Genomic DNA, 25,085 nt, shown 5'->3' with positions numbered 1-25,085 from the left:
CATGGTGGGGTGATACGCCGCCATGAACTCACGGATGCGGAATGGGAGTTACTTGCTCCACTGATACCGCGGGCCGCCACGGGACGTCCGCGTGTGTCGGACCGCCAGGTCATCAACGGGATGGTCTACAAGATCCGCACCGGTATCTCCTGGCGTGACCTGCCGGAACGCTACGGGCCGTGGAAGACGGTCTACACCCGGTTCCGCCGCTACGCCCTGGACGGCGTGTTCGCCCGAGCGCTTCAGCAGGTCCAAGCCGAAGCGGACGCGGCCGGCGACATCGACTGGTTGGTCCAGATCGACTCCACCATCGTCCGTGCCCACCAGCACGCTGCTGCCACCGGCCGAAAAGGGGAACCACCGGCAGGACGAACCGGACGATCACGCCCTCGGCCGATCCCGAGGCGGACTGACCACCAAAATTCACCTCGCTTGCGACGGCCGCGGCCGGCCCCTCGCCATCCTGCTGACACCCGGCCAACGGCACGACAGCATCTGCGCACGCCCGCTCCTCGAACGCATCCACATCCCGCGAACCGGCGTCGGACGACCACGCTGCAGGCCCGACCAGGTCATCGCGGACAAGGCCTACAGCTCCCGCGGCTTCCGCGCCTACCTGCGCAAACGCGGCATCGCACACACCATCCCGGAGAAGACCGACCAGCGACGGCACCGTCACAACCGCGGACGTCACGGCGGCCGACCACCGGCATTCGACCGGCATCTCTACCGTCGCCGCAACGTCGTTGAGCGCTGCTTCAACCGTCTCAAGGGCTTCCGCGGCATCGCCACTCGATACGAGAAGACCGCCACTTCCTACGAAGCAGCGGTCAATCTCGCCTCATTCCTACTCTGGGCAAGATCCGTTTGAAGACGGACCCTAGTACTCCAGTGAGACATCGTTGCCTGAGCTGGTCCTTCGTCGGTAGTGGCAGCGTCGGGCTGTGGCTTGGTGCCGTCTGCGCCAGAGGGACCAGTTCAGGGCGTGGACAACCGCTCCTGGGCGTGGGGTGGGGCGGGGCAGCAGAGCTTCCAGGAGCCGGCGGACTTCTGCCACGGTGAAGCGGATGGTGCTGGTGGTGTCGTTTCTGCTGCCCCCCCTTTCGGCGGCTTGGACGGCGACGGCGGCCAGGAAGGCATGGGCGAGCATGGCCAGAGTGATGTGCTGGTACCAGCCCGGATAGCGGCGGACTTCGTACTGATCGAGGCCGCATTCGTTCTTCGCGGCCTGGAAGGCTTCCTCGATCGCCCAGCGCGATCCGGCGATGCGGACCAGGTCCTCGACGCTGGTGCCGTTCGGTGCGTATGCGAGGAAGTTGGTCAACTCGTCCGGTCGGGTCAGGCTGCGGCGGGCCAGCACCCACCGCTGGTGGGTGGGCCGATCGCCGTCGAAGTCCCAGATGGCCGGCAGCCTTGCGGCGGCCCAGTCGTAGACGCGCGGGCCTTTGGCGCCGTCACCGCAGGAGTGGCGTTCCCATGCCTCATCTGATGCGTCGGCGATGGCGCGATCGATACGGCTGAATGGTCCGTGGAGGTGCTGAGACTTCGGCACGGCCAGGACGTAGCCGACGCCGGCTTCTTCCAGGGTGCGGCGCATGCGCCATTCCTGTCCGTAGGCGCAGTCACCCGTCACCCAGGCGATCGGCAGGGGTGAAGCAAGAGCTCGCAGGATCATCGCGCGGGCCAGTTCTCCCTCGGTCGCGAACCCACGGCTGGCGGGGACTTTCGCGGTCCCGCACCGGTCCAGGACTTGGGCAGGTAGAGCTCCCGGTTCACCAGAGCCCTGCCCCTCGAGGAGCCGTAAGCGGCGAACACCCCGATCTGGCAGTTCTCGGTGTGGCCGGCCGTGCCCGAGTACTGCCGCTGCACGCCGGCAGAGGTGGTGCCCTTCTTCAGGGCACCGGTGTCGTCGATGATCAGAACCCCCTCCGGGGTGCCAAGCCGCTCGGCGACGTGTTGCTGCAGATCGTCTCGGACCGCGTCAGCGTCCCAGGAGGCGCCGTTCAGCAGATGCTGGAAGCTGGCTGGCCCTCGATGACCTGCATACTCGGCCAATTGCCTGCCGCTCTTCCGCTCCACCGGCGCCAGCAGACCGCGCAGGTAGTCCCGCATCCGCCACCGCACATCCACCCGAGAGAACCGGCTCGCCACACGCGCGAAGACCGACTCCAACTCCTCAGCCCACAAACTAGCTTCATCCATCCCCACCATGCCCGGAACAACGAAACCGACCAGCTCAGGCAACGATTTCTCACTGGAGTACTAGTCTTCTGAGTTAGGATTTCTGTTCAGATAGCTGGCGAGGCGTTCGAGGATCTCGTCTGCGGTCTTCGTCCGGATGTAGGGCTTGGGATCGGTGTTCCATGCGGCGGTCCAGGTCCGGATGTCCTTCTCCAGCGCCTGGACGCTTCTGTGGACGCCTCGCCGTATCTGCTTGCTCGTCAGCTCGGCGAACCACCGCTCGACCAGGTTGAGCCAGGACGAGCCGGTGGGTGTGAAGTGCAGGTGGAAGCGGGGGTGGGCCAGCAGCCAGGTTTTGATGGCTGGGGTCTTGTGGGTGGCGTAGTTGTCCAGCACCAGATGCACGTCCAGGCCCGCCGGCACCTCCCGGTCGAGTTTGATCAGGAACTTCTTGAACTCCTCGGCACGGTGCCGGCGGTGCAGGGAGCCGATCACCTTCCCCGTGGCCACCTCCAGTGCGGCGAACAACGTGGCGGTGCCCGCGCGCACGTGGGTGACCCGCTGCGGGACGCCGGGCATCATCGGCAGCACCGGCTGGGACCGGTCAAGGGCCCGGATCTGCGACTTCTCGTCGACACAGAGCACCAGGGCCTTCTCGGGCGGGTCCAGATAGAGGCCGACCACGTCGTGGACCTTGTCGACGAAGTGCGGGTCCGTCGACAGCTTGAACGTCTCGGTGCGGTGCGGTGCGGCTGCAGGCCGAAGGCCCGCCAGATCCGCGACACGGTCGACTGCGACAGACCCGTCTCCGTGGCCATCGCCCGCGTCGACCAGTGCGTGGCGTTCTTCGGCGCGGTCTCCAGCGTCCGCTTCACCACCGCAGCGACCTGCTCGTCGGTGACCGTCCGGGGCCCGCCAGAGCGCGGCACGTCACCCAGCCCGGCGATCCGGTGCCCGACGAACCGCCTCCGCCAGCGGCCCACCGCATGCGGTGTCGAACCGAGCTGTGCGGCCACGTCCTTGTTGGACGCGCCAGTCGCACAGGCCAGGATGACCCGGCACCGCAAAGCCCACGCCTACGGGGTGGAACAGCACCGCACCCACCCCTCCAGCGCAGCCCGCTCCGCATCCGACAAGATCAACTCGGCCTTCGGCCGCCCAGTACGCGCCACCAGGCAACCCTACACATCTGAACAGAACTCCTGACTCAGAAGACTAGGCAGTGTCTTCAAATGATCACCGCTGGTGGATCATGGTGACGTGATACGTCGTCATGAACTGTCGGACGCCGAGTGGGAGTTCGTCCGGCCACTGCTGCCCGAATCGTTGCGGGGGCGGAAGCGGCTGGACGACCGCAGGGTGCTGAACGGGATCGTGTGGAAGTTCCGCACCGGAACAGCCTGGCGGGATGTGCCCGAACGCTATGGTCCGTGGGCCACGCTGCACACCCGTTTCCGCAGGTGGGCGGCGGATGGGACGTTCGACCGGATGCTGCGGGCCGCGCAGGCGAAGGCGGACGCGGCAGGCGACATCGAGTGGCTGGTGGCGGTCGACTCCACGATCGTCCGGGCCCACCAGCATGCGGCCGGGGCCCGAAAAGGTGCCTCTATGGGCTTCGTCAAGCTGTAACAGGGGTGGGCGGCTGGTAGAAGGTGCCGTCTCGGAGCATCGCGAAGAGGACGTCGATGCGGCGTCGGGCGAGTGCGACGAGGGCTGCGACATGGTGCTTCCCCTCGCGACGTTTTCGGTCGTAGTAAGCACGGGACTCGGGCTGGGAGAGCGAGGCGAACGCGGCGAGGTAGAAGGCCCGTTTGAGCTGTTTGTTGCCGCGCCTGGAAGGGTGTTCGCCGCGGATGGAGGAGCCGGAGTTCCTGGTCACGGGTGCCAGGCCCGCGTAGGCGGCGAGGTGGCCGGCGGTGGCGAAGCCGCTGCCGTCACCGACGTCGATGAGGATGCGGGCCGCGGTCCTGACCCCGATGCCGGGCATCGAGATCAGGACCTGGGAAAGAGGGTGGGCCTCCAGAAGTTCTTCGATCCTTGCAGGGAGCCGATCACCTTGCCGGTGGCCACCTCGAGAGCGGCGAACAATGTGGTGGTGCCCGCGCGCACGTAGTCGTGGGTGAGGCGCTGCGGGACGCCGGGCATCATCGGCAGCACCGGCTGGGAGCGGTCCAGGGCCTGGATCTGCGACTTCTCGTCGACGCAGAACACCAGAGCGCGTTCGGGCGGGTCCAGATAGAGGCCGACGACATCGTGGACCTTGTCGACGAAGTACGGGTCCGTGGACAGCTTGAAGGTCTCTGTGCGGTGCGGCTGCAGGCCGAAGGCCCGCCAGATCCGTGACACGGTCGACTGCGACAGGCCCATCTCCTTCGCCATCGCCCGCGTCGACCAGTGCGTGGCGTTCTTCGGCGTCGACTCGAGCGTCCGCTTCACCACCGCAGCGACCTGCTCGTCGGTGACCGTCCGGGGGCCGCCCGGGCGCGGCATGTCACCCAGCCCGGCGATCCGGTGCCCGACGAACCGCTTCCGCCAGCGGCCCACCGCATGCGGCGTGGAGCCCAACTGCGCGGCCACGTCTTTGTTCGACGCGCCTGTCGCGCAGGCCAGGATGATCCGACACCGCAAAGCCCACGCCTGCGGGGTGGAACGGCGCCGCACCCATCCCTCCAGCGCAGCCCGTTCCGCATCCGACAGGATCAACTCGGCCTTCGGCCGCCCAGTACGCGCCACCAGGCAACCCTACACAACTGAACAGAATTCCTGACTCAGAAGACTAGCTTGATCTTTAACCTGTGCGGCGGGGGCGGGGAGTGGTCGGCTTCTTGTTCCGGGACGTGGTAGCCCTCGTTTTGCGGGGTGTGTGGACGTCGTGGCGTGGGGTGGGCCGGGTGTTCTTCCGGCCGGGAGGTCGTCCAGGTCCGGGGCGGGTGGATTTCGGTGCCCCGGCCGGGCAGAGGACCGTGGGGCGGATGTGCCGAAAGTCGCGGCGGACACGTGCCGGGGTCAGCCTGTCTGAGGCAACGGGTCTCTCCCATGGGCGACGCCGGTCGGCTGCGAGTGGCCGGGCCAGCCGCAGTTGGGTGTAAGCCGCGAGGATCAGCCAGGTCCAGCGGTCGGCCGCCTCGGGGGTGCGGATCTTCGGGCAGGTCCAGCCGAGCGTCTGCTTGAACAGGCGGAAGGTGTGCTCGATGTCGAAGCGACGCAGGTATGCCTGCCAGCGTCGGTCGGCGTCCGCTTCGGTGGCGCCGGTGCCCGACCACCACAGCCAGACCGGCTTCGGGGTGGCTCCGCTGGGCAGATGATCGATGTCCAAGCGGATCACTGTCCCCTCGACGATCGGGAGTGAACCGTCGGCCGCGGCCCAGGAAGAACGGTGGGTGAGCTTGGGATGGAGCCGGTCCCAGGACCGGGCGACGGCGGTGCCGTAGAGGCGCGTGTCGGTGACCGTGTGGGTGTCCGGGGTGCCCCAGGTGTCAGGCTGCCCGAAGACGAACTCGCCGCCGTGCCGGGGCGGCCGGCCCATGGTGTGAGGCTGCCGTGGCGGGGCTGGCCTGCGCAGGACGCGGTCCGACCGCATCCTGGCCGGGACTTTCACCGGCAGATCCCGCAGGAGGTGGGCCAGGCGGGGCGCGTCGTATCCAGCGTCCGCGATGACGAGGACATCCGGATCGCCGACCTGCCACTGGCCTGCGGTGATCAGCCGCTCGACCAGCTCGCGCCACTGCCGGGCGGTGACGGCGGCGCTGTCGTCCCCAGGCGCCAGACGCAGAGCGTCCAGCGGGGCGGTCCACGAGCTACGGCCCGGCTCGAGCGCGCAGATGATCGAGTACGGCCAGCCGGGGACGGGGATGTGCTGGTCCTTGCCCCGGCCGTAGGTGTGACACAGGATCCGCTCCGGTGAGGTGTGGGCGTCCGGCCGCAGCCAGCAAGTGATGTCGACGGCCAGGACCAGCCGGCCGTCGGCCGCCCGCGGCAGGGACACCGAGGCCAGAGCCTGCCGCATCCGATCCGCGTCGACCCGGCCCTTTGAGACAGCGGCGTAGAGTCCTCCGTGCCCACGGCGGTATTCGCCCACCAGCGACAGCTCGGCCAGGGATCTCACCGGCCCATCACCGCACAGAACCGCATCCGCCAGCTCGAACAGCGCATCCGAACGAGCGGTGAGACAGAAGTAGAACTCGCCCCGGATTCCTAATGGTGTTTGTCAAGCCGCCAGAGCGATGGGGGGCGTCTGTTGGTGGCACCGCCCGTCGCGCAGAAGAGCCCAGAGGACGTTGACACGGCGGCGGGCAGGAGCAAGGACCGCTTGCGTGTGACGCTTGCCCTCGGCACGCTTGCGGTCGTAAAACCGGCGCGAGTCTTCGCAGTAACGGATGCTGAACAGTGCCGAGGTGTAGAAGACGCGCTGGAGGCGGCGGTTGTATCGCTGGGGACGCCGTAGATTCCCGCTTATCTTGCCTGAGTCACGGGGAACGGGCGCGACACCACCGAAGCCGGCAAGGCGGTCAGGGGTACCGAAGGCAGCCATGTCGCCGCCGGTGGCGGCCAGGAACTCGGCGCCGAGGATGACGCCCAGGCCGGGCATGCTGGTGATCACTTCGTAGGTGTGATGGTCGCGAAACCGGGCCTCGATGAGCTTGTCAACCTCGGTGATCTGCTGGTTGAGGACGATTACCTCCTTCGCCAGCGTGTGCACCAGCTGGGCGGTCAGCTCCTCTCCGGGGAGGCTTGTGTGCTGGCGCTCGGCGGCCTGGACAGCGGTCACGGCAAGCCGGTCAGCGCGGATGACCTTGCGGTTGCGCAGCCAGGTCTCCAGCCGTTTGACGCCGATCCGGCGGAGAGCTGCCGGAGTCTGGTAGCCCGTCAGCAAGGTCAGCGGGCCTGTGTTGGCGAGGTCCAGGGCCCGTTCCAGGCTGGGGAAAATGCTGGTGAGCTGGGCACGGAGCCGGTTGACGGTCCGGGTGCGGTCAGCGACCAGGTCCGTGCGGCGGTTGGTGAGAATCCTGAGGTCGGTGACGGTCTCGTCGCTGGCGCGTAAGGAGTGCAGATCGCGGCGAACGCGGGTCTGGTCAGCGATGACGGCGGCGTCCTTGGCGTCGGTCTTTCCCTCGCCGCGGTAGCCCTCGGAGGCGCGGTGAATGGCCCTGCCGGAGATGTAGCGCACCGACTGACTGTGGTTGATCAGGATCGCGATGGCCAGGGCGGCTCCGTCGTCGGCCAGGTCGATGCCCCAAGTCACCTCGTCGCCCAGGCCCAGGACATCGGCGAGGAGTTCGAGCAGCTCGGGTTCGTCGTTGGTGACGCGTCGCGACAGCAGCTGACGGCCGCCCTCGTCGATCGCGACGCAGTGGTGGTGGGTCTTGCCTGCGTCGATGCCGGCCCAGATCGTGGCCATGTGGTGCCTCCGTGCGGTGTGCTGCTGGTGCCTCCCGACGGACGACCTCGCTGTCGATTCCCTACGGAGCGATCATTCGCAATTCCTAATTAGCAGCCGAGTCGTCGTGGGGCGTCGGGTGGCCAATCCGGGCAAGCCACAACGGCAGAAGCGTGAAAGCCACACCCGACACCCCTGGGCGGGTCAACCATACGAAGGGCTCACCGCATCCCGCAGAACAACGTAGGGAAGCGTGACAGTTCCACTGGCGGCTCTCGCCGGACATCACGATGCAGCAGACTCATCCTCACGGCCTTCGTGCTGGACGTGTGTGTTCCTTGGTCGGAGCACATGTTCAGACGAAGGCCGCTTCCGTGTACGGCGGACACCGAACCGAGTGATCAAGCACGACGCACCGTTCGACGGCGCACGTTAAAGATCAAGCTAGGGCAGGCGGGTGTTGAACCGTCGGGCGGTGTGCTGCGTTGAGGGGGGTGTTGTCGGCGGTTTGCGTATGGAGGATGTCATGGATCAGCAGGCTCCCCTTCAAGGGCACGCTCTGGGGATGGCCCGGCTGTACGGCCTGAGCGGCGAGCCGGAACACCCCGCCCAGGTCCCCCTCGGCCACCTCCCCAAGCGGATCAGGAAGGACGCGCCCGCGTGGGAGAAAGCGGCCCGGCAGCGGATGCATCATCTCCTCAGCCCTGCGAGGGTGGTCATCAGTGAAGCGGAGGGGAAGGTGCTGGTGGATGCGCAGATCCCCCTGAAGCCACGGCCGCAGGCGGCGGGTTACTACATCGACCCGGCGGTAGCGCGGCACAGTGAGGACACCAGGGCGGCTGCGCATGTCAGCAACGCCACGGGGATCGCACGGCTGTACGGCCTGACCCGCGAGCCGGAACACCCCGCCCAGGTCCCCCTCGGCCACCTCCCCACGCGAAGCAGGAAGGACGCGCCCGCGTGGGAGAAAGCGGCCCGGCAGCGGATGCATGATCTCCTCATCCCTGAGAGGGTGGCCAGTGAAGCGGAGATGAAGGTGCTGGCGGATGTGCAGATCCCCGTGAAGCCACGGCCGCAGGGGGCGGGTTACTACATCGACCCGGGGGTGCCGCGGCACAGTGAGGACACCAGGGCGGTTGCGCATGTCAGCAACGCCACGGGGATGGCCCGGCTGTACGGCCTGAGCGGCGAGCCGGAACACCCCGCCCAGGTCCCCCTCGGCCACGTCCCCCCGCAGGCCAGGAAGGACGCGCCCGCATGGGAGAACGCGGCCCGGAAGCGGATGCATAACCTCCTCCGCCCTGTGAGCGCGGTCAGTGAAGCGGAGGGGAAGGTGCTGGCGGATGCGCAGATCCCCCTGAAGCCACGGCCGCAGGGAGCGGGTTACTACATCGACCCGGCGGTGCCGCGGCACAGTGAGGACACCAGGGCGGCTGCGAATGTCAGCAATGCCATGGGGATGGCACGGCTGTACGGTCTGACCCGCGAGCCGGAACACCCCGCCCAGGTCCCCCTCGGTCACCTCCCCATGGTGGCCAGGAAGGACGCGCCCGCGTGGGAGAACGCGGCCCGGCAGCGGATGCATAACCTCCTCAACCCTGCGAGGGTGGTCAGTGAAGCGGAGGGGAAGGTGCTGGCGGATGCGCAGATCCCCCTGAAGCCACGGCCGCAGGGGGCGGGTTACTACATCGACCCGGCGGTACCGCGGCAGCGGGACTTCTTGTCCGGTGTGGTTGTCGGCGGTGTGCAGCCCGGGCTGGGGCTGCCCGGTGCGGGGGCTGCACAGTCTTGGAGCGGGGCCGCTGTGCCGCTGCCGGGAGTTCTGCCTGCCTCGGACGAGGCGCAGAACCCAGTGGGGAGATATCTGGTGTCCGCGGCCGGTTCCGGTCAGTTCTCCAGTCCCCAGGCCGGTCACCAGCCGGGCCCTTCCCAAGCGGCACCGCCGGCTTTCGGGTACCCGACGGCCTCTCAACCGGCCAAGAGACAGAGGCGCTGAGCCTGCCCCGCCTCCAGAACACAGACAACCACCCCTCCCTTGTCCGCGACGCCTGAACTGTAAGCCGGTTCCGGACCTTGGGATCTGAAAATGGAACCTACCCATGCTGTGTTTGGCGCCCGGACGAGTGATCAACAAAGTCAGCCGTAAACGCCCCTGTCTGGGTCTGCTGTGACCCCATTTCATTTCTACCGTCGTGCGCCGGCGATGCCTGATATCGACTGACAGCGCGAGGATCACTCTTCATCCGGGTGCCAACACTCCACGATTGGGGTTATGGATCACTTGTCGACGTACGAGCTGAAGTGGTCCTGACAAGATATCCGTGAAGCCGGGGTGTGCAACCATGCGCCGGCAACGCCCTGTCACGGGTGTCGGCGTTGGGCTATCAGGATCATCCGGTGGCGCAGGAGGGGGACGTCGGCGCGGTCGGTCATGAGACGCTTCTGGAGTTTCACGTGATGCGTCCCTCGTTGACGCCGGAGCTGAACGTGGTGGTGATCCCTACACGACTGCTGCCCGGTCCTCTCGGATGGCTTGGGCCAGGCTGGCCAGGACCGGGAGGCGGGTGGTCATGAGTTGTTCGAGCCAGTCCGGCAGCGGAGCGGTGTCGCGGGCATCGAGCATTTCGGCGAATTAGTCTATCAGGTCGAGAGTGCGGTTTAGCTCCGGGCAGTGCACGTGCACGCGCAGCCGTTGCAGCTCTTCGGAGGTGTGTAGGCCGCGTCGGGACGGTGCGGTGATGATCCAGCGGTTGACCTCCCGGGGTGAGGGCAGTTGTCGGCGTACGGACTTTTCTCCCCAGTTGCGTACGGACGAATGTTCCCAGCTCTGACCGCGGGCAGCAGCACTGTAGAGGCTCTCGGTTGAGATCGATGCCCCGCCCAGGGACACTCGCGCAATGAGCCGCAGCACATCATCTGAACCGATCGAGCGAGGGTGGGACGTGCCCTGGTATCGGGTCCGTACGGAGGCTTTCGAGGCGTCGTTCCTGCCCAGCGCCGGCGAGGACCTGGACGAGGTCTGCAACGTCGATGTCTTCGTGGCTCTTGAGGATGGATCTCGTTGGGCCCCGACCGTGTTCACTGTCGCGGAAGTCGAGCGCTTGATGAAGCTCTGGGCAGGGACCGACGAGGCCGTCGGCGGCAGGCACTTCTGGGTGCCGGACGGCCTGATCGTCAGGGTTCCCGGCATCGACAGCATGACCGGTGTGATCGCTGGTGATCCGTTCCGGTTTTGGTAGAGGGTGCTGATCCTTAGCCTCGATCTTGCGTGACGGTCCGCCGACGGAGTCGGTGGACCGTTTTCGTGCTGTGGGCTGAGGCTGGGCAGGTTGAGGGCCCGAGTGTCGTCTCGGATGGACGCCGGGTTCCACTGCTCCGGCCGGAGGGTTCTCTCGTAGGGGCGGATGAATCCGCTGCTCATCCCGGGTTCGGCAGGAGTGCGAGCCGTTCGAGGGCGGCAGTGATGTGACTGGTCCAGGGCCAGTGCTGGGCCAGGCGGAGGATTTGCCGACGGCCGGTGGTCACGAGCTGTCCGGCCGTGGTGAACAGGCGGAGCCGCAGGCGGCGAGGTTCCCAGAGACGGGCCTTGCCGGTCAGGGCGAGCATCGGCATCCAGGCCAGCAGGTCGAGAGCGATCTGCACGATCTCCAGCCAGATCCGGTTCTGGGCCGTGCGGTGCAGAGGAAGATTCCGCAGGCCGGTGGCCCGGGCGGCCCGGATGCGGTCCTCGGCCCGGGCCCGCAGCCGGTGACGGAGCTCGAGCTCGGCGATCGGCCGGCCCGAGGTGTTGGTGGCGAAACAGGTCAGCCGCATGCCGTCCGCGTCCGTGAGCCTCAACTGGGCCCCGGGGTGCGGTCGTTCCTTCCTGACGATCAGCCGCATGTCCTTGGGCCAGCCGTCCAGAACGTCGCCGGTGAGTTCAGCGACCCAGGCGCCGTCGCGGATCTCGCCGCCGGTCTCGATGGCCGCCGTCCAGGCCGAGGCCGGAACCTTCAGCACGTGCTGGTGGATCGCGTCGGTGATCACCATGCCGACCGAGTAGGACAGCCACCGTCCCCGCTGGGCGAGCCATGCGACGAAGTCGTGAGTGCCGCCCGCGGAGTCAGTGCGGATCAGGGTCCGGCGCCCACGCCGGTACTTCTTCGGCAGCTGGGCCAGCGCCAGTTGGGCGGCGGTGACGTGGTCGGACGCGGTGTTCGAGCCCGCGTTTCCTGGTCTGAGCAGGGCCGCGACCGGTTCCCCCGTGCCGCCCGGTCCGTGGTCGACGAAGCCCATCAGCGGGTGATGGCCGTAGGTCCGCTTCCAGGTGGGTGCGGCGTCCTCCTTGTCCGAGTGCGCGATCACCAGCACCCCGTCGAGGTCGACGGTCACCGCCCCGCCCGCATCAGGCGCTGCCCGTCCGGCCAACCGCCAGGCACGTTGACGGACTTCAGCCCGCGCGGAACGGATGGCCCGCAGGGCCTTCTCCCCGGAGGCTGCGAGGGTGTCGATGAGGCGGGAGACCGTCGGGTCGGAGGCGACCGGCCCGAACACGGCCGGCTCGGCCCGCAGCATGCCGATATCCGCCAGGCAGTCCCCGCCCATCGCGACTGCCAGCGCGAGGTCCAGGAGGATCTTCCCGGGATCGTGGACGGCCCGCGGCTTCCGCCAGGGCGCCAGGGCTGCGGATATCGCCTGGTCAAGGCCCGTCTTGCGGACCGTCTCCAGCAGCAGGACCGCACCGGCCTGCGAGACCACCTGCCGACCGTCTCCCTGGACACGGACACGCGGGTACGACGAGATAGGCTCTCTCACCTGGAAAGTGCTCTTTTCCTTGCAGCCAACAGGACCCTCAGCAAGTCCTATCGTTGCAGGTCAAGGGCACTTTCCGTGTTTCTGATCATCTCTTGGACAGCCCACCTCGCGAAAGCGCGAGGTTAGAAGGATGCGTGCATGCCTGCCCAGCGGAAGTACCCACCGGAGCTGATCGAGCGAGCGGTGCGGATGGTCGCAGAGAAGCGACGCGAGGCCCCGGGGCGGCCGGGGATCATCCGCGAGGTCGGTGACCTGCTCGGCATTCATCCCGAAGCCTTGCGGCACTGGGTGAAGAGGCACGAGGTCCAGGCTGACCCGCAGGCTACTGTCGCCCGTGATGAGTCCGAGCGGGTCCGGCGGTTGGAGAAGGAGAACGCCGAGCTGCGGCGGGCGAACGAGATCCTCAAGGCTGCTGCTTTTTTCGCAGCGGAGCTCGACCCCCGACCGCCGCGCTGATCCGCTTCATCGACGCCCACGCGATCGGTTCGGTGTCGAACCGATCTGCCGCACCCTGACCATCGCTGCCTCGACGTAGTACGCGGCCAAGCGCCGTGCGCCCGCGGCCCGGTCAGTGCGCGACGCCGAGCTGATCGCCGAGGTCCGACGGATTCACCAGGCCAACTACGGCGTCTACGGGGCGCGCAAGGTCTGGCATCAGCTGCGGCGCGCGGGCATACCAGTGGCCCGCTGCACGGTCGAGCGCCTGATGCGGGCCGAGGGCCTGGCCGGAGCGGTCAGGGGCCGCAAGGTTCGCACCACCGTACCCGGCAAGGATGGCCGTCGAGCGGGCGACCTGGTCAATCGCGACTTCCATGCTGCCGGCCCGGACCGGCTGTGGGTGGCGGACTTCACCTACGTGCCCTCCTGGGCCGGCACCGTCTACGTCGCGTTCTGCGTCGATGCCTTCTCCCGGCGGAACCTGGGGTGGGAGGCATCGATGAGCTGGCACACGAGCCTGTTCTGGACGTGGTCGAACAAGTCCGGGCTGATTCATCATTCGGATGCGGGCAGCCAGGGTGGATTGAAGTGGTCGTCGCAACACCTTCTGATCACGGAGGTGTGCAATGGGACGACCGAGGAAGCAGATGCCGCAGGCGCCACCGGGTGCGCGGCGGCAGTGGGCAGCGGATAGGGCAATGCGGGCGCCGATGCGGTTGCCGGGCCGGCCTGAGCCATCGCGTGCTGTGCAACGGGAGTTCTGGCGTCTGATCGCATCCGGGGTCACCTCGGTCCAGGCCGCCGAGGGGGTCGGCGTGTCGGCACCGGTCGGGATTCGATGGTTCCGACACGCTGGCGGGATGGCGCCGCTGAGTCTGGACGAGCCCTCCGGCCGCTACCTGTCGTTCGCCGAACGCGAGGAGATCGCCTTGCTCAGGGCCCGGGACAAGGGCGTGCGTGAGATCGCCCGCACGCTCGGGCGCGACCCGGGAACGATCTCTCGCGAGCTGCGTCGCAACGCCGCGACCAGGGGTGGTAAGCCGGTCTATCGCGCCGTGGTGGCCCAGTGGAAAGCGCAGCAGGCCGCGAAGCGCCCGAAGACGGCCAGGCTCGTGGGCAACGGCCGTTTGCGTAAGTACGTGCAGGACCGACTCGCCGGTGACGTGCGCCGCCCCGACGGCACGATCATTCCAGGTCCTGCGACGCCGCCGTGGAAGGGCCTGAACAAGCCCCATCGCCAGGACAGACGGTGGTCAACGGCATGGAGCCCGGAGCAGATCGCCTGCCGGCTGCGGGTCGATTTCCCGGATGATGAGTCCATGCGCATCAGTCATGAGGCGATTTACCAGGCGCTGTTCATCGAGGGCCGAGGCGCGCTTAGAGGTCCTAACAAAGGCGTTGGACGTGGCGGTGGGTGATCAGGCAGACGGCGAGGCCGAGGAAGGCCTCGTGGATGTCGTCGCGTCGTTCCCAGCGGATGCGCAGGCGGCGGAAGCCGTGGAGCCAGGCGATCGTTCGCTCGACGACGTAGCGGAAGGTGCCCAGGCCAGTGCCGTGCGGCTCGCCTCTCTTCGCGATCACGGGGCGGATCCCTCGCTGCCAGAGCAGGCGGCGGTATTTGTCGTGGTCGTAGCCGCGGTCGGCCAGGAGTGCGTCGGGGCGTCGGCGGGGTCTGCCGACCTGGCCCGCGACGGCGGGAATCTTGTCGAGCAGCGGCTCGAGTTGGGTGACGTCGTTGCGGTTGCCGCCGGTCAGGGACACCGCGAGCGGGATGCCCTGGCCGTCGACGATGAGGTGGTGCTTGCTGCCCGGGCGTGCGCGGCCGGCCGGGCTCGGTCCGCTTTGGGCCCCGTTGGGCGGCCCGCACGTGCGAGGAGTCGATCACCGCCCGCTCCCAGTCCAGCCGGTCCTTCGACCGCAGCTCGTTCAGCAGCAGCTGGTGGAGCTGGTCCCAGACGCCGGCCTCGTTCCAGGCCGCCAGGCGCCGCCAGCAGGTCATGCCCGAGCCGAAGCCGAGTTCCTGGGGCAGGTACTCCCACTGGATACCGGTGTGCAGGACGAAGAGGATCCCGCACAGGGCCTGGCGGTCCGGCACCCGCGGTCTGCCCTCGGCCTTCTTCGGACCCGGCTTCGGCAACAACGGCTCGACCAGCGTCCACAGTTCATCCGACACGATCCACGGCCGCGACTGACGGTTTCCCATGCCCAGACATACGAGCAGAGAGGCCGACAGCCTCATGATCAGCAGCTTTTGTTAGAGCCAATTAAGCGCGAGCTGGTCACGTGCTTGCGCACGGGCCGTGCACTGCGGGCGCCAAGGGCGCGGTCCCGGAACAAGCCGCAGGGCCACGTCACTGCTGACGTCGTTCTCAGCGAGCGCCCGGCCGAGGCCGACGACCGTGCTGTCCCAGGCCATTGGGCAGGGTGACCTGATCATCGGGACGGGTAGGTCCGCGATCGGCACGCTCGTCGAGCGCAGCAGCAGGTCCACGCTCCTGGTCCATCTCCCACGGCTGGACGGCTGGGGCGAGAAACCGTACGTCAAGAACGGACCATCGCTCGGCGGATACGGGGCCACGGCGATGAACGCGGCGCTGACGGAAGCGATGACCAAGGTGCCCGAGCAACTACGCAAGACCCTCACCTGGGACCGCGGGAAGGAGCCCTCCGGCCACGCCCAGTTCGCCATGGAGAGCGGGACCAGGGTGTTCTTCGCTGACCCACACTCGCCCTGGCAGCGACCGGCGAACGAGAACACCAACGGGCTGCTGCGACAGTATTTCCCGAAAGACACAGACCTGTCCCGGTGGTCCGCCGAAGACCCCGAAGCCGTCGCATACGCACTCAACAACCGGCCCCGCAAGACCCTCGGCTGGAAGACCCCCGCCGAAGTCTTCGAAGAGCAACTACGCTCACTTCAACAACCCGGTGTTGCATCGACCGGTTGAACTCACCCAGTACACCTCGATCGCCTTCACCGCCCACCTCCTCGACGCCGGCATCGACGCCTCGATCGGCACCGTCGGCAACGCCCTGGACAACGCGCTCATGGAATCCCAGATCGGCCTCTACAAGACGGAGTTGATCAAGCCCCGTCGGCCCTGGCACAGCCTTGCCGACGTCGAACTCGCCACTGCGGAATGGGTCGACTGGTTCAACAACCAGCGCCTCCACACAGCGATCAGAGACATCCCGCCCCACGAGCACCAGACCAACTACTACGCTCAACACCAGCCCCAACCGGCGGCTGGAGCCAACGCATAGAGCCTCCACCGATCCCGGAGCGGTTCAAGTAACCATGAGCCGCTGATCGCCCATGCTGACACCCATCCGGCAGGGACCGTCATCCCTCTGACTGCCGCCCGCCTGGTCCACCACCGTTGAACCATCCTCTGGCGTAAAACGTTACACCTACCTGACAGAGACTGGCCTTCTTCAGAACGGCCACGATCGGGCGAAGCAGGGCGCTCAGCTCCGAGCCCGCCAGGCAGAGACCAAGGCGGGCTCTGCGCGACGAGTTCCTGAAACTCGCGACGCCATAGATTGAACGCCCGTTACAATGACGTAGGTCACCGAATCGGGGGGTCGACGGCCGTGATGTGCGGACCGAATCGCGCCATAAGGCCAGGATCTTGAAGGAAAGGGTCTCTTCTCGGCGTTCGGTGCCTTCATATTCGATAGTCAGCGTGATTGGCTGGAGCATGACGCACGTCAGGAGGGCGCGAAGCCCTCTGGGAACTGTATGCATCCTCGGCGGAAGCCTGGCCGGCCTGCTTGCCGCTCGTGTCCTATCGGATCACGCCGGGCAGGTCGTAGTGCTGGAGCGTGACGCGCCCCCAAGTGCGGCGGAGTCCCGCCCATCCGTTCCGCACGGCCAGCACGGACACTTTGTGCAGCCCCAGGCGCTGCGGCCGCTCGACGGCTGGTTCCCGGGGTTCGCTGACGACGTGCTCGACCTCGGCGCGCTGTCGGCACCGCCGGGCCATCACTACCTCTTCACAGAAGGGTCACCGGTTGATTTCCCCGCGGTGACGATGCTCATGGCAACCCGACCTCTACTGGAGAACGAACTGCGGCGCCGTGTCGCATGCCTCGCGAACGTCCGCACGCTGCAGGCTCAGGTCTCGGGAATCAAGTGCCTGGACGGCGCCGTCCAGGCCGTGACCTATCGTCCTCGCACCTACCACGGCTGGGCTGACCAGCGGTCCCTCGCCGTCGATCTCGTGGTGGACTCCATGGGAAAGGGAAGCCGTATGGCGGCTTGGCTGGAGGAAGCAGGCCTCGGCGTTTTTGACACAGAGCGCGTTCCGGTGGGGATCGACTACACGACTGCGTTGTTCGGCCGGACGGGAGTACCGGACATTACCTGTGCCCTAGACCAGTTCCCCACCGGACGTCCGTACCCGCCCAAGAGGTCCGATGGGCTCGTTTTTCCCGGAAAGAACGGGGCGTTGGAAGCCGTGGCCGCCTACGCCGTGGAAGACAGTCTGTGGCAGGTCGTCGTGATCGGGAAATACAGCGGGGTGAGAATCTCGCATCGGGACGTACGGGACATCTGTGCGGAACTCCCGGTCGTCTTCCAGGAGGCGGTGGAAGGCAACGCCGTCGGCGAGACGGTGAATTTCCACTACGCCCAGAGCGTACGGAGGGTGACGCCGGAGCGAGGGCTTCCCGCCAGGCTCCTCGATATCGGGGACTCGGTTGCCTGTTTCAATCCGATCCATGGCCAGGGCGTATGGTCGGCTGTCGAGCAGGCCTCCTTGCTGGCGCACCACCTGGCCCACCACCCGGACCCGCTTGGAGGGCTCGCCGAGTTCATCGACGTGCGGGACAAGGCCGTCGACGCAATCTGGACTTCGGCTTCGGCGTAGACGCGATCCGGGCTTGGCGCGGTCGTGGGCAGCTGCCGCACGGTCGGTCGACGCGGAGGTCCACCCTGATCAACCCGCCGCCGGCCTGACTGCAGGAGCAGCCGAAGGCACTCGGATGAGCGAACGACTCCTGCCACGCTCTCGGCCCCTGACGCCCGGCTGCGCCAGGAACCCCGCGAAGCCCCTGGAGTGCTGTGCACTCCAGGGGCTTCGCGGCGTCGGGCAGGTGGGTCAGCTCTCGATGTCGTCGGTGGACTTGATCGTGGCCCTGCGGCGTGTCACGGCGAGGGCGGCTCCGCCTACCGCGATCAGCACTACCGCACCTCCGATCAGCCCCGGTATGGCGCCGGTGCGGGCGAGGGTGCCCGTTGGCAATTTGGACGTGGTGTCGCCGACCGGCGTCCCGGTGCCGTCGGGGAAGGGATCGGCCACCGTAGAGCCGCTGCCCTCAGCGGCGGGAGTGGATTCGCCGTGTCCCTTGCTCGGCGTGCTCGGTCCGGGTGGCGCGTCGGGGGCTGGTGCGTGAGCTTCTGTGAGGGGCTGGGCGTCGGATCGGCGCAGTGTTGGTGTTGGTGACGGTGACCGGGGCACCCGGGCCCGCAGCGAACGTGCTGGTCGGCTTGTACAAGTCGTAGCCGGCGGGGGCTTGATCTGCTTGGCCCAGAACTGGGCCTTCCGGCTCGACATGGGCAGCTCTCCGGTGGCCGTGCCATTGGCTCCGGTGGTCAGGGTGAGCAGCGTGGAAGTGCCGGTGCCGATGTTCACGGTCGCGCCGGGCAGGAACTTTCCGGTCTTGTCGTCCTCGGCCTGCAGGAGGACCTTGACCGCCTTGAACGGTCGGTGATCGTCAGCCGGGTGGTCGCGCCCGGGGTGACGATGAAGTCCTGATCGGTGACGACCTCATGGAGCGGGCTGCCGGAGGCCGTCTGCTTGAGCCGGTAGATGCCGGGCCCAAGGTCGGGAAAGACCACCTTCCCTCGGGCGTCGCTCTGTTGGCGTCCGGCTTTCTGGTCGGCCGAGTCGAGCAGCCGGAACGCGGCACTGGGCAGGGCGTCTCCGGCTGTGTCCTGGGTTGTGATCTCGACGCTGCCCGCGTCCGGGGCCGGGGTCTCGGCGGGAGCGGCGGAGGCCGAGGAGGTCGGCGCTGGCGGCCGGTGCCCAGGTCATGGCGCCGGCCGCTGGCAACAGCGGATCGGACGAGACGTGCGTGCACGAGGAAGAGGGCTGCCCACGGTCGTCTGGCTGGCTCCCGTGTACTGCCGGAAGTGTTTGATCACGGCGGCGAGATCACGTGCTAGTAGCTAAAGGCTGTCCCGCAACGTTGAGGCGGGCGGTTGCGAGACCGAGAGGTTCGGCGCCTATCCTCCTGCTGTGCAGCTGCCTCGGGATCCGTCGAACGTCGCCTATGCTCTGGAGGCAGCGTTTCCGACCCGTCTTTCCGGTGACGTGCAGAGCGTCCTGGCGGTCATGCCGGAGGCCAGGCTCGCACCGACGATGCCATTCGAGGTCGAGGTGCAGGGCGAGACCGTCGCCATCCCGTCGCGCATCTACAACGAGGAGCCGAGCGCCGATTCGGAGCGGCCACCCCTGGCCGGGACTCAGCAGGTAATTTTGCACTGCCTGTACTCCCGGCACAGTGATGGCCAGGTCCGTCAGCGGCACCTTGAGCAGATTGTGGCGTCGGGCGAGCCGTGGGTAGTGCCGTTCGTGGTGCAGTTGGCCGGCGAATACGTGCTGGAGATCATCGAGGCGATCGGCCGGGGTCTTCCAGGACTCGCCATCCCAGGCTCGGCCCAGCGCCGACTCTACGGGGAGTTCATCGCTCGGAATCCGGCCTTCTTCGCCCGCACGGAGCGGCGCGTGGTGAGCTACTGGTCGTGCTACTACCGCTGGAAGTACGGAGCGTTTGGGACGTATCCAGGGTGCGTCCTTTTGGAAGCGTTCCGGGCCGCTGTGGTGGAACAGGTGGGCGGGCAGTGGCCGCGGCACACGCCGCATCCCGCTGGCGGACGCGGGTGAGGGACCTGCCTGAGTTCGGCCATGGCCCTATTCAGCAAGGTTGAGATTGTGCAGCCGGGCGATGCCGCGCACGGCGTGGTGGACACCGTCGCCCTTGAGCCTGCAGTCGCGGAGGATTTTCCAGGTCTTCATCCGGGCAAAGACGTGCTCCACTCGCGCACGGACCTGCTTGTGTGAGCGGTTGTGCTCCCGCTTCCAGCCGGGTAGTTCCTCGCCCTGGGTGCGGCGGTGAGGCATGATCAATCCGGTCCCTGGATAGCCGCCATCAGCTATCACGGTCGTCCGGCCGACCGCTGCCTTGGCCCCCGATTCCTCCCACGCCTTGCAGTCGTTCCGGTTGCCCGGCAGCGGCCGACCGACCACAACGACCAGGCGGGTGTCGGCATCGATTACCACTTGGTGATTGGTGGAGTACCGATAGTTCTTCGACTGCTCGGCCACCGCATGGTCTCGGGTGGGCACCAACGTCCCGTCCACGATCAGCACCGTGCCCCTCGCGAACCGGCGTCGGGGCGGCAAGGCCAGCAGAGGGCCGATGTGGTCGATGATCCGGTCGGTCGCCGACTTCGAAACCCCGAACAGCAGGGCCAGTTGGCGCATGGTCAAGGTGGTTCGCCAGTAGGCCGCGACCAGGAGAATACGGTCTTCAAGCGACAGGCCCCACGGACGACCCGTCCGTGGTTCGGCTGAGCTCTCGCGCTGCACCGCGGTCACCAACTTGCCGAAGGAGTGCGGGCTCAGCCCGGTGAACGGACGTATCCAAGACGGCTCTGACGCCGTGATCACACCAACCACACCAAGATCATCTCACCCGTGACCAGCAGTTACGGGACACTCTTAGGGCAGGCGAGTGTTGAACCGTTGGGCGGTGTGCTGCGTTGAGGGGGGTGTTGTCGGCGGTTTGCGTATGGAGGATGTCATGGATCAGCAGGCTCCCCTTCAAGGGCACGCTCTGGGGATGGCCCGGTTGTACGGCCTGAGCGGCGAGCCGGAGCACCCCGCCCAGGTCCCCCGCGGCCACCTCCCCAAGCGGACCAGGAAGGACGCGCCCGCGTGGGAGAAAGCAGCCCGGAAGCGGATGCATAATCTCCTCAAACCCGAGAATGTGGTCAGTGAAGCGGAGGGGATGGTGCTGGCGGATGCGCAGATCCCCCTGAAGCCACGGCCGAACAGGGCGGGTTACCACATCGACCGGGCGGTAGCGCGGCACAGTGAGGACACCAGGGCGGCTGCGCATGTCAGCAACGCCACGGGGATCGCACGGCTGTACGGCCTGACCCGCGAGCCGGAATACCCCGCCCAGGCCCCCCTCGGCCACCTCCCCATGCGGAGGAAGGACGCGCCCGCGTGGGAGAAAGCAGCCCAGCAGCGGATGCATGATCTCCTCGACCCTGCGAGGGTGGCCAGTGAAGCGGAGAGGATGGTGCTGGCGGATGCGCAGATCCCCCTGAAGCCACGGCCGCAGGGAGCGGGTTACCACATCGACCCGGCGGTAGCGCGGCACGGTGACGACACCAGGGCGGCTGCGCATGTCAGCCACGCCACGGGGATTGCACGGCTGTACGGCCTGACCCGCGAGCCGGAACACCCCGCCCAGGTCCCCCGCGGCCACCTCCCCAAGCGGACCAGGAAGGACGCGCCCGCGTGGGAGAAAGCAGCCCGGAAGCGGATGCATAACCTCCTCGACCCTGCCAAGGTGGTCAGTGAAGCGGAGGGGAAGGTGCTGGCGGATGCGCAGATTCCCCTGAAGCCACGGCCGCAGGGGGGTTACCACATCGACCCGGGGGTGCCGCGGCACAGTGACGACACCAGGGCGGCTGCGCATGTCAGCAACGCCACGGGGATCGCACGGCTGTACGGCCTGACCCGCGAGCCGGAACACCCCGCCCAGGTCCCCCTCGGCCACCTCCCCACGACAGCCAGGAAGGACGCGCCCGAGTGGGAGAAAGCAGCCCGGCAACGGATGCATCATCTCCTCGACCCTGCGAGGGTGGTCAGTGAAGCGGAGGGGAAGGTGCTGGCGGATGCGCAGATCCCCCTGAAGCCACGGCCGAACAGGGCGGGTTACTACATCGACCCGGCGGTACCGCGGCAGCGGGACTTCTTGTCCGGTGTGGTTGCTGGCGGTGTGCAGCCCGGGCTGGGGCTGCCCGGTGCGGGGGCTGCACAGTCTTGGAGCGGGGCCGCTGTGCCGCTGCCGGGAGTTCTGCCTGCCTCGGACGAGGCGCAGAACCCAGTGGGGAGATATCTGGTGTCCGCGGCCGGTTCCGGTCAGTTCTCCAGTCCCCAGGCCGGTCACCAGCCGGGCCCCTCCCAAGCGGCACCGCTGGCTTTCGGGTACCCGACGGCGCCTCAACCGGCCAAGAGACAGAGGCGCTGAGCCTGCCCCGCCTCCAGAACACAGACAACCACCCCTCCCTTGTCCGTGGCGCTTGCACTGTGAGCCGGTTCTGGACCTTTGGGGTCCGAGAGGGCGTTTATACAGGTCAAGCCCTAAAAGGTCGTTTTCTCCCGTTGTTTCATCCCGGAATCTGGTGGTTGGTCTGCAGTGTCGGGTCGCGTTTCAGGAGATGGTGTTCTCGCCGGTGAGGCGGCGGGCCATGAGGTCGGTCATGGCGAGGTGGACCATGGCCTCGGAGCGGGCTGGAAGGGGCTCGTAGTCGCGGGCGAGGCGCCGGTGGAGCATGGGCCAGCCGTAGGTTCGTTCCACCGCCCACCGCTTTGGGATCGGGGTGAAGCCCCTGGTCCCGGGCTCGTGTCCGGTGATTTCCATGTCGATGTGGAGGGCGGCCGCGTGCTCGACGAGGTGCAATGGAGTTCCGCCCGCTTCGGAAAGTGGAGGCGGGCGGGGAGCCGCGTCAGGCAGCAGTGCAGTTGGACGGTCACCGCAACGAATAGTGGCCCAGGCTGCGGATCAGCGGACAGACTGACCCCTGTGGTCCCGAGCGTGACCAGTGCAACCGAGCATGTCACTCGGCCGAGTGCGGCAATGTCGGGAAGGGCCCATTCTTTGATGGCCGAACTGATACGGTGCAGACGCCCGGAGGGGTCGGAACTGACCCCTTGGCGATGCGAATTGAGCATGCGGATACACCTCTTGATCTGGTCGCACCCTGGAGGGCGGGGGCAACCGTCCTCTGGGGCGGGCTCCGCGGATGCGGTGCCAAATCGAAGGTAAAGCGCCGCGCAACTCGTCGAAGTGACAAGACGGTTATCCGTGCAAAGTCAGATTTTCGACCGCACTCTATGTTCGAATGAACAGCTGAAGAGCGTATTTGTGTTCGATTGGCTTGTCGTCCTGGAGATGCAGAAGTTGTGCACGAAGGGCTGACGAGAGGTACTGCTGGCTCGTCGTGCCCAAGGCCCCGTCACCTCTGTGGAGGGATGGGCGACGAGATTGTGCTGCGCAAGAGGCATTCGTTGCTGGGCAGCCACCGCCACTATTGAGCCCTTATCAGTCGCCGCAGCTGGGTCTCGGGCAGACGCGTCCCAGGGCGTCCGCCGGCCGGGTGCGTTCCCGCCGGGCAGGTACGTCTGAGAGTCTACCTAGCCTCTTCGCCCTCTTCCCGATTGACCTTGATGTACTGGTCACACCGCCACTCAGCAGTCAGGCAGTGCCCAACTCAGCGGGCCGGAAGCGGTGGTGTGCCTCAGATGGCCGTCGGCGGTATCAAGGGCCTACTCCGGGCTTGATGGCAGCAGGGAGGCATAGGTCAGTCCGGCGCCGAACGCGGTGAGCAGGGCGCGGGGGCCGGGCTCAGGCGGCCGTCGGCGGCGGCTTGGGCCAGGAGCAGGGATCGACGCGGCGCCGGTGTAGCCGACCCCGGCGATGTTGCCGAGCCAGCGGCCCTCGGGGCTGCCGAGCTGGCGCCTTCCCGCGGCCGTGGAGGTCTGGTGGGAGACGGTGGACACGCGGTCGATGGAATGCCGGATGACGGCAGTTCGGTCCAGGTGCAGGGCGCCGGGCCGGGAGGCGCGGATCAGGTCGGCGCCGTTGCTGTCGCTGCCCAGCACCACCGGCCCGAGTGCCCCGGACCCGTCGGCGCTGCCGCAGCGCAGCGCCACGGCTCCGGCGCCGTCCCCGGACAGCGGGGCAGTCGCGCGGTGCCTGGGGTCAGGGAGGGCGGTGAGGCGGTCGGTGCCGACGATCAGGGCTTCCCGGCCACCGTTGCGGAAGTAGCCTCCAACTGCCTCGTCGGCATCAATGCGCTCGACGTGCGCGACCACCGCGCCGTTCAGCGATAAGTCGTCGCCACGCAGCCGGAACGGGCTGGCCGGCTGGTTCAGCGGGACGATGATCTGCCAGGCAGTGTCGGGGCGGCGTACGAGGCGGAGGTTGACCCGGGCCCGGTGACGGTCGTGGTCAGAAGTGATCCCGTACAGGTTGACGGCGATCAACAGCACGTCCTCGACGGGGACTCCGTGGCGAAGAGCGACCTGCTGCAGATCGTTCAGTCGGTCAGTACCGACGGCACCGTCTGAGGTTATGGACCGGCGCATGGAGAGGTGCGGCATGAAGAACTCCAGCTTGGTGTTGAGTGGTGTGTGTTGCTCCCAAGGGGTGCGGCACGTACGTCGTGTCGCGGGAGGGCATCGGAGGCGGCAGTCAGCGCGGCCTGCTTCGCCAAGTGGGCGGACGAGGGTGTGTTCGCCCAGCTCAACGGTTTGCTTCGGCAGCTGCTGCGGGAGAAGGAAGGGCGGGAAGGCGAGCCTTCAGCGTGCGTGATCGACGCCCAGAGCGTGAAGACCTCGACCAGCGTCCCGGCCTCCGGTCAGGGCATCGACGCGGGCAAGAAGATCGTTGGCAGGAAGCGGAGCATCGTCACCGACACGCTCGGCCTTCTCCTCGCCGTGCTGGTCACCGCGGCGAGAGTGCAGGACTCCATCGCCGGCGCCCGGCTCCTGGATCAGGTCACCGCCGACCACCCCGGGATCCGCAAGGTCTGGGCCGACGGCGGCTACCGTCAGCACCTCGTCGAGCACGCCGCGACCCTCGGCATCGACATGGAAATCACCGCTCGCAAGCCCGGGAACAGGGGTTTCACCCCGATTCCGAAACGGTGGGCGGTCGAGCGGACGTACGGCTGGCTCATGCTCCACCGCCGCCTCGCGCGTGACTACGAAACCCTTCCAGCCGCTCCGAAGCCGTGATCCACATCGCCATGACCGACCTCATGGCCCGCCGCCTCACCGGCGAGAACACCATCTCCTGGCGCGACCCGACGAAGACCATGAAACAACCGATTACGGGATGAAACATCGGGCGAAAACGACCTCTTATGGAGGACAGTACGTTTGGGCCGGCCGGAACGAACGCAGACCTTGAGTGCCAGATCTACGTCGCCGCTCCCAGTCGTGATCGGTTGATGGAGCGGGTGGCAGCGGCACTGAACGTGTCGCTTGGA

General features: G+C 67.3%; 17 protein-coding genes and 9 pseudogenes. 13 read left to right on the top strand and 13 right to left on the bottom strand.

The annotated features are described in order from the left end of the window. The first annotated feature begins 12 nt into the window (after window positions 1-12). A protein-coding gene (locus OIE75_RS33515) for an IS5 family transposase (RefSeq protein ID WP_443078469.1) occupies window positions 13-871 on the top strand; the annotation gives its coding sequence in 2 pieces (ribosomal slippage) (window positions 13-357 and window positions 359-871; 858 coding nt in all). 107 nt (window positions 872-978) lie between these two features. Here the strand turns inward: OIE75_RS33515 and OIE75_RS33510 are convergent. Both OIE75_RS33510 and OIE75_RS33505 read right to left on the bottom strand, forming a co-directional pair. Continuing rightward, window positions 979-2,202: pseudogene (locus OIE75_RS33510) on the bottom strand (IS701 family transposase). Window positions 2,203-2,262: 60 nt separating this feature from the next. Beyond that, a pseudogene (locus tag OIE75_RS33505) lies at window positions 2,263-3,353 on the bottom strand (IS630 family transposase). 70 nt (window positions 3,354-3,423) lie between these two features. Between OIE75_RS33505 and OIE75_RS33500 the strand changes: the two are divergent. Further along, a pseudogene (locus OIE75_RS33500) lies at window positions 3,424-3,780 on the top strand (IS5 family transposase); the annotation flags it as partial. A gap of 19 nt (window positions 3,781-3,799) precedes the next feature. On the opposite strand, the pseudogene OIE75_RS33495 reads toward OIE75_RS33500, so the two are convergent. The 4 genes and pseudogenes from OIE75_RS33495 to OIE75_RS33480 form a co-directional block, all read right to left on the bottom strand. Then, window positions 3,800-4,204: pseudogene (locus tag OIE75_RS33495) on the bottom strand (transposase); the annotation flags it as partial. A gap of 23 nt (window positions 4,205-4,227) precedes the next feature. After that, window positions 4,228-4,914, bottom strand: a pseudogene (locus tag OIE75_RS33490) (IS630 family transposase); the annotation flags it as partial. 55 nt (window positions 4,915-4,969) lie between these two features. Then, window positions 4,970-6,373 carry an NF041680 family putative transposase gene (locus OIE75_RS33485; RefSeq protein ID WP_329474112.1) on the bottom strand — a complete coding sequence of 468 codons (1,404 nt, stop codon included), beginning with the start codon at window positions 6,371-6,373 and terminating at the stop codon, window positions 4,970-4,972. A gap of 15 nt (window positions 6,374-6,388) precedes the next feature. Next, entirely contained in the window at window positions 6,389-7,579 is a 1,191-nt protein-coding gene (locus tag OIE75_RS33480) for an IS110 family transposase (RefSeq protein ID WP_329473191.1), read from the bottom strand. Between the two features lie 505 nt (window positions 7,580-8,084). Here OIE75_RS33480 and OIE75_RS33475 point away from each other — a divergent pair. Further along, window positions 8,085-9,554, top strand: a complete 1,470-nt coding sequence (locus OIE75_RS33475; protein ID WP_329473190.1) for a hypothetical protein — start codon at window positions 8,085-8,087, stop codon at window positions 9,552-9,554. A 901-nt stretch (window positions 9,555-10,455) separates the two neighbouring features. Beyond that, window positions 10,456-10,797 (top strand): hypothetical protein, encoded by a 342-nt coding sequence (locus tag OIE75_RS33470; protein ID WP_329473189.1) that lies wholly within the window; start codon window positions 10,456-10,458, stop codon window positions 10,795-10,797. Window positions 10,798-10,975: 178 nt separating this feature from the next. Here the strand turns inward: OIE75_RS33470 and OIE75_RS33465 are convergent, their stop codons facing one another. Next, window positions 10,976-12,352, bottom strand: a complete 1,377-nt coding sequence (locus tag OIE75_RS33465) for an IS1380 family transposase (RefSeq protein WP_329472111.1) — start codon at window positions 12,350-12,352, stop codon at window positions 10,976-10,978. A 138-nt stretch (window positions 12,353-12,490) separates the two neighbouring features. On the opposite strand from OIE75_RS33465, the gene OIE75_RS41595 reads away from it, so the two are divergent. From OIE75_RS41595 to OIE75_RS33450, 3 genes and pseudogenes are all read left to right on the top strand, one after another. Beyond that, entirely contained in the window at window positions 12,491-12,808 is a 318-nt protein-coding gene (locus OIE75_RS41595; protein WP_443078420.1) for a transposase, read from the top strand. Between the two features lie 115 nt (window positions 12,809-12,923). Continuing rightward, window positions 12,924-13,484, top strand: coding sequence for an IS3 family transposase (locus OIE75_RS33455; RefSeq protein WP_443078419.1), 561 nt, complete (start codon window positions 12,924-12,926; stop codon window positions 13,482-13,484). Continuing rightward, window positions 13,438-14,172: pseudogene (locus tag OIE75_RS33450) on the top strand (transposase); the annotation flags it as partial. The gene OIE75_RS33455 and the pseudogene OIE75_RS33450, both read left to right, overlap by 47 nt. A 4-nt stretch (window positions 14,173-14,176) precedes the next feature. Here OIE75_RS33450 and OIE75_RS33445 read toward each other — a convergent pair. Next, window positions 14,177-14,993 (bottom strand): IS5 family transposase gene (locus OIE75_RS33445; protein WP_443078468.1). Its coding sequence is split into 2 segments (ribosomal slippage): window positions 14,177-14,653 and window positions 14,655-14,993, totalling 816 coding nucleotides; the frame shifts between segments, so codons are not numbered across the junction. A 60-nt stretch (window positions 14,994-15,053) separates the two neighbouring features. Between OIE75_RS33445 and OIE75_RS33440 the strand changes: the two are divergent. From OIE75_RS33440 to OIE75_RS33430, 3 genes and pseudogenes are all read left to right on the top strand, one after another. Next, window positions 15,054-15,738, top strand: a pseudogene (locus OIE75_RS33440) (IS30 family transposase); the annotation flags it as partial. Further along, a complete protein-coding gene (locus OIE75_RS33435; protein WP_443078418.1) occupies window positions 15,722-16,054 on the top strand; it encodes an integrase core domain-containing protein in 333 nt (110 codons plus the stop codon). The pseudogene OIE75_RS33440 and the gene OIE75_RS33435, both read left to right, overlap by 17 nt. Before the next feature lie 626 nt (window positions 16,055-16,680). Further along, window positions 16,681-17,661, top strand: a complete 981-nt coding sequence (locus OIE75_RS33430; protein ID WP_329473188.1) for a hypothetical protein — start codon at window positions 16,681-16,683, stop codon at window positions 17,659-17,661. 231 nt (window positions 17,662-17,892) lie between these two features. On the opposite strand, the gene OIE75_RS33425 is transcribed toward OIE75_RS33430, so the two are convergent. Together OIE75_RS33425 and OIE75_RS33420 are read right to left on the bottom strand one after the other, a co-directional pair. Continuing rightward, complete coding sequence (locus tag OIE75_RS33425) at window positions 17,893-18,093, bottom strand: hypothetical protein (protein WP_329473187.1); 201 nt, start codon at window positions 18,091-18,093, stop codon at window positions 17,893-17,895. A gap of 329 nt (window positions 18,094-18,422) precedes the next feature. Beyond that, complete coding sequence (locus tag OIE75_RS33420) at window positions 18,423-18,710, bottom strand: hypothetical protein (RefSeq protein WP_443078467.1); 288 nt, start codon at window positions 18,708-18,710, stop codon at window positions 18,423-18,425. Between the two features lie 322 nt (window positions 18,711-19,032). Between OIE75_RS33420 and OIE75_RS33415 the strand changes: the two genes are divergently transcribed. Beyond that, window positions 19,033-19,680, top strand: a complete 648-nt coding sequence (locus OIE75_RS33415) for a hypothetical protein (protein WP_329473088.1) — start codon at window positions 19,033-19,035, stop codon at window positions 19,678-19,680. A 27-nt stretch (window positions 19,681-19,707) separates the two neighbouring features. On the opposite strand, the gene OIE75_RS33410 is transcribed toward OIE75_RS33415, so the two are convergent. Continuing rightward, window positions 19,708-20,475: a transposase gene (locus tag OIE75_RS33410; RefSeq protein WP_329473087.1), complete on the bottom strand. Its 768-nt coding sequence runs from the start codon at window positions 20,473-20,475 to the stop codon at window positions 19,708-19,710. Window positions 20,476-20,599: 124 nt separating this feature from the next. Here OIE75_RS33410 and OIE75_RS33405 point away from each other — a divergent pair, with 124 nt between their 5' ends. Continuing rightward, window positions 20,600-22,060, top strand: a complete 1,461-nt coding sequence (locus tag OIE75_RS33405; protein WP_329473186.1) for a hypothetical protein — start codon at window positions 20,600-20,602, stop codon at window positions 22,058-22,060. A gap of 139 nt (window positions 22,061-22,199) precedes the next feature. On the opposite strand, the pseudogene OIE75_RS33400 reads toward OIE75_RS33405, so the two are convergent. Both OIE75_RS33400 and OIE75_RS33395 read right to left on the bottom strand, forming a co-directional pair. Then, a pseudogene (locus OIE75_RS33400) lies at window positions 22,200-22,504 on the bottom strand (IS5 family transposase); the annotation flags it as partial. 854 nt (window positions 22,505-23,358) lie between these two features. Further along, entirely contained in the window at window positions 23,359-24,078 is a 720-nt protein-coding gene (locus OIE75_RS33395) for a 3-oxoacyl-[acyl-carrier-protein] synthase III C-terminal domain-containing protein (RefSeq protein WP_329473185.1), read from the bottom strand. A gap of 222 nt (window positions 24,079-24,300) precedes the next feature. Here OIE75_RS33395 and OIE75_RS33390 point away from each other — a divergent pair. Next, window positions 24,301-24,935: pseudogene (locus OIE75_RS33390) on the top strand (IS5 family transposase); the annotation flags it as partial. Between the last annotated feature and the right edge of the window lie 150 nt (window positions 24,936-25,085).

The sequence above is a fragment of the Streptomyces sp. NBC_01723 genome (genome assembly GCF_036246005.1).
Taxonomy (GTDB): domain Bacteria; phylum Actinomycetota; class Actinomycetes; order Streptomycetales; family Streptomycetaceae; genus Streptomyces.
Note: the sequence above shows the minus strand (reverse complement) of the source record. Positions and strands in the feature narration are given on the sequence as shown.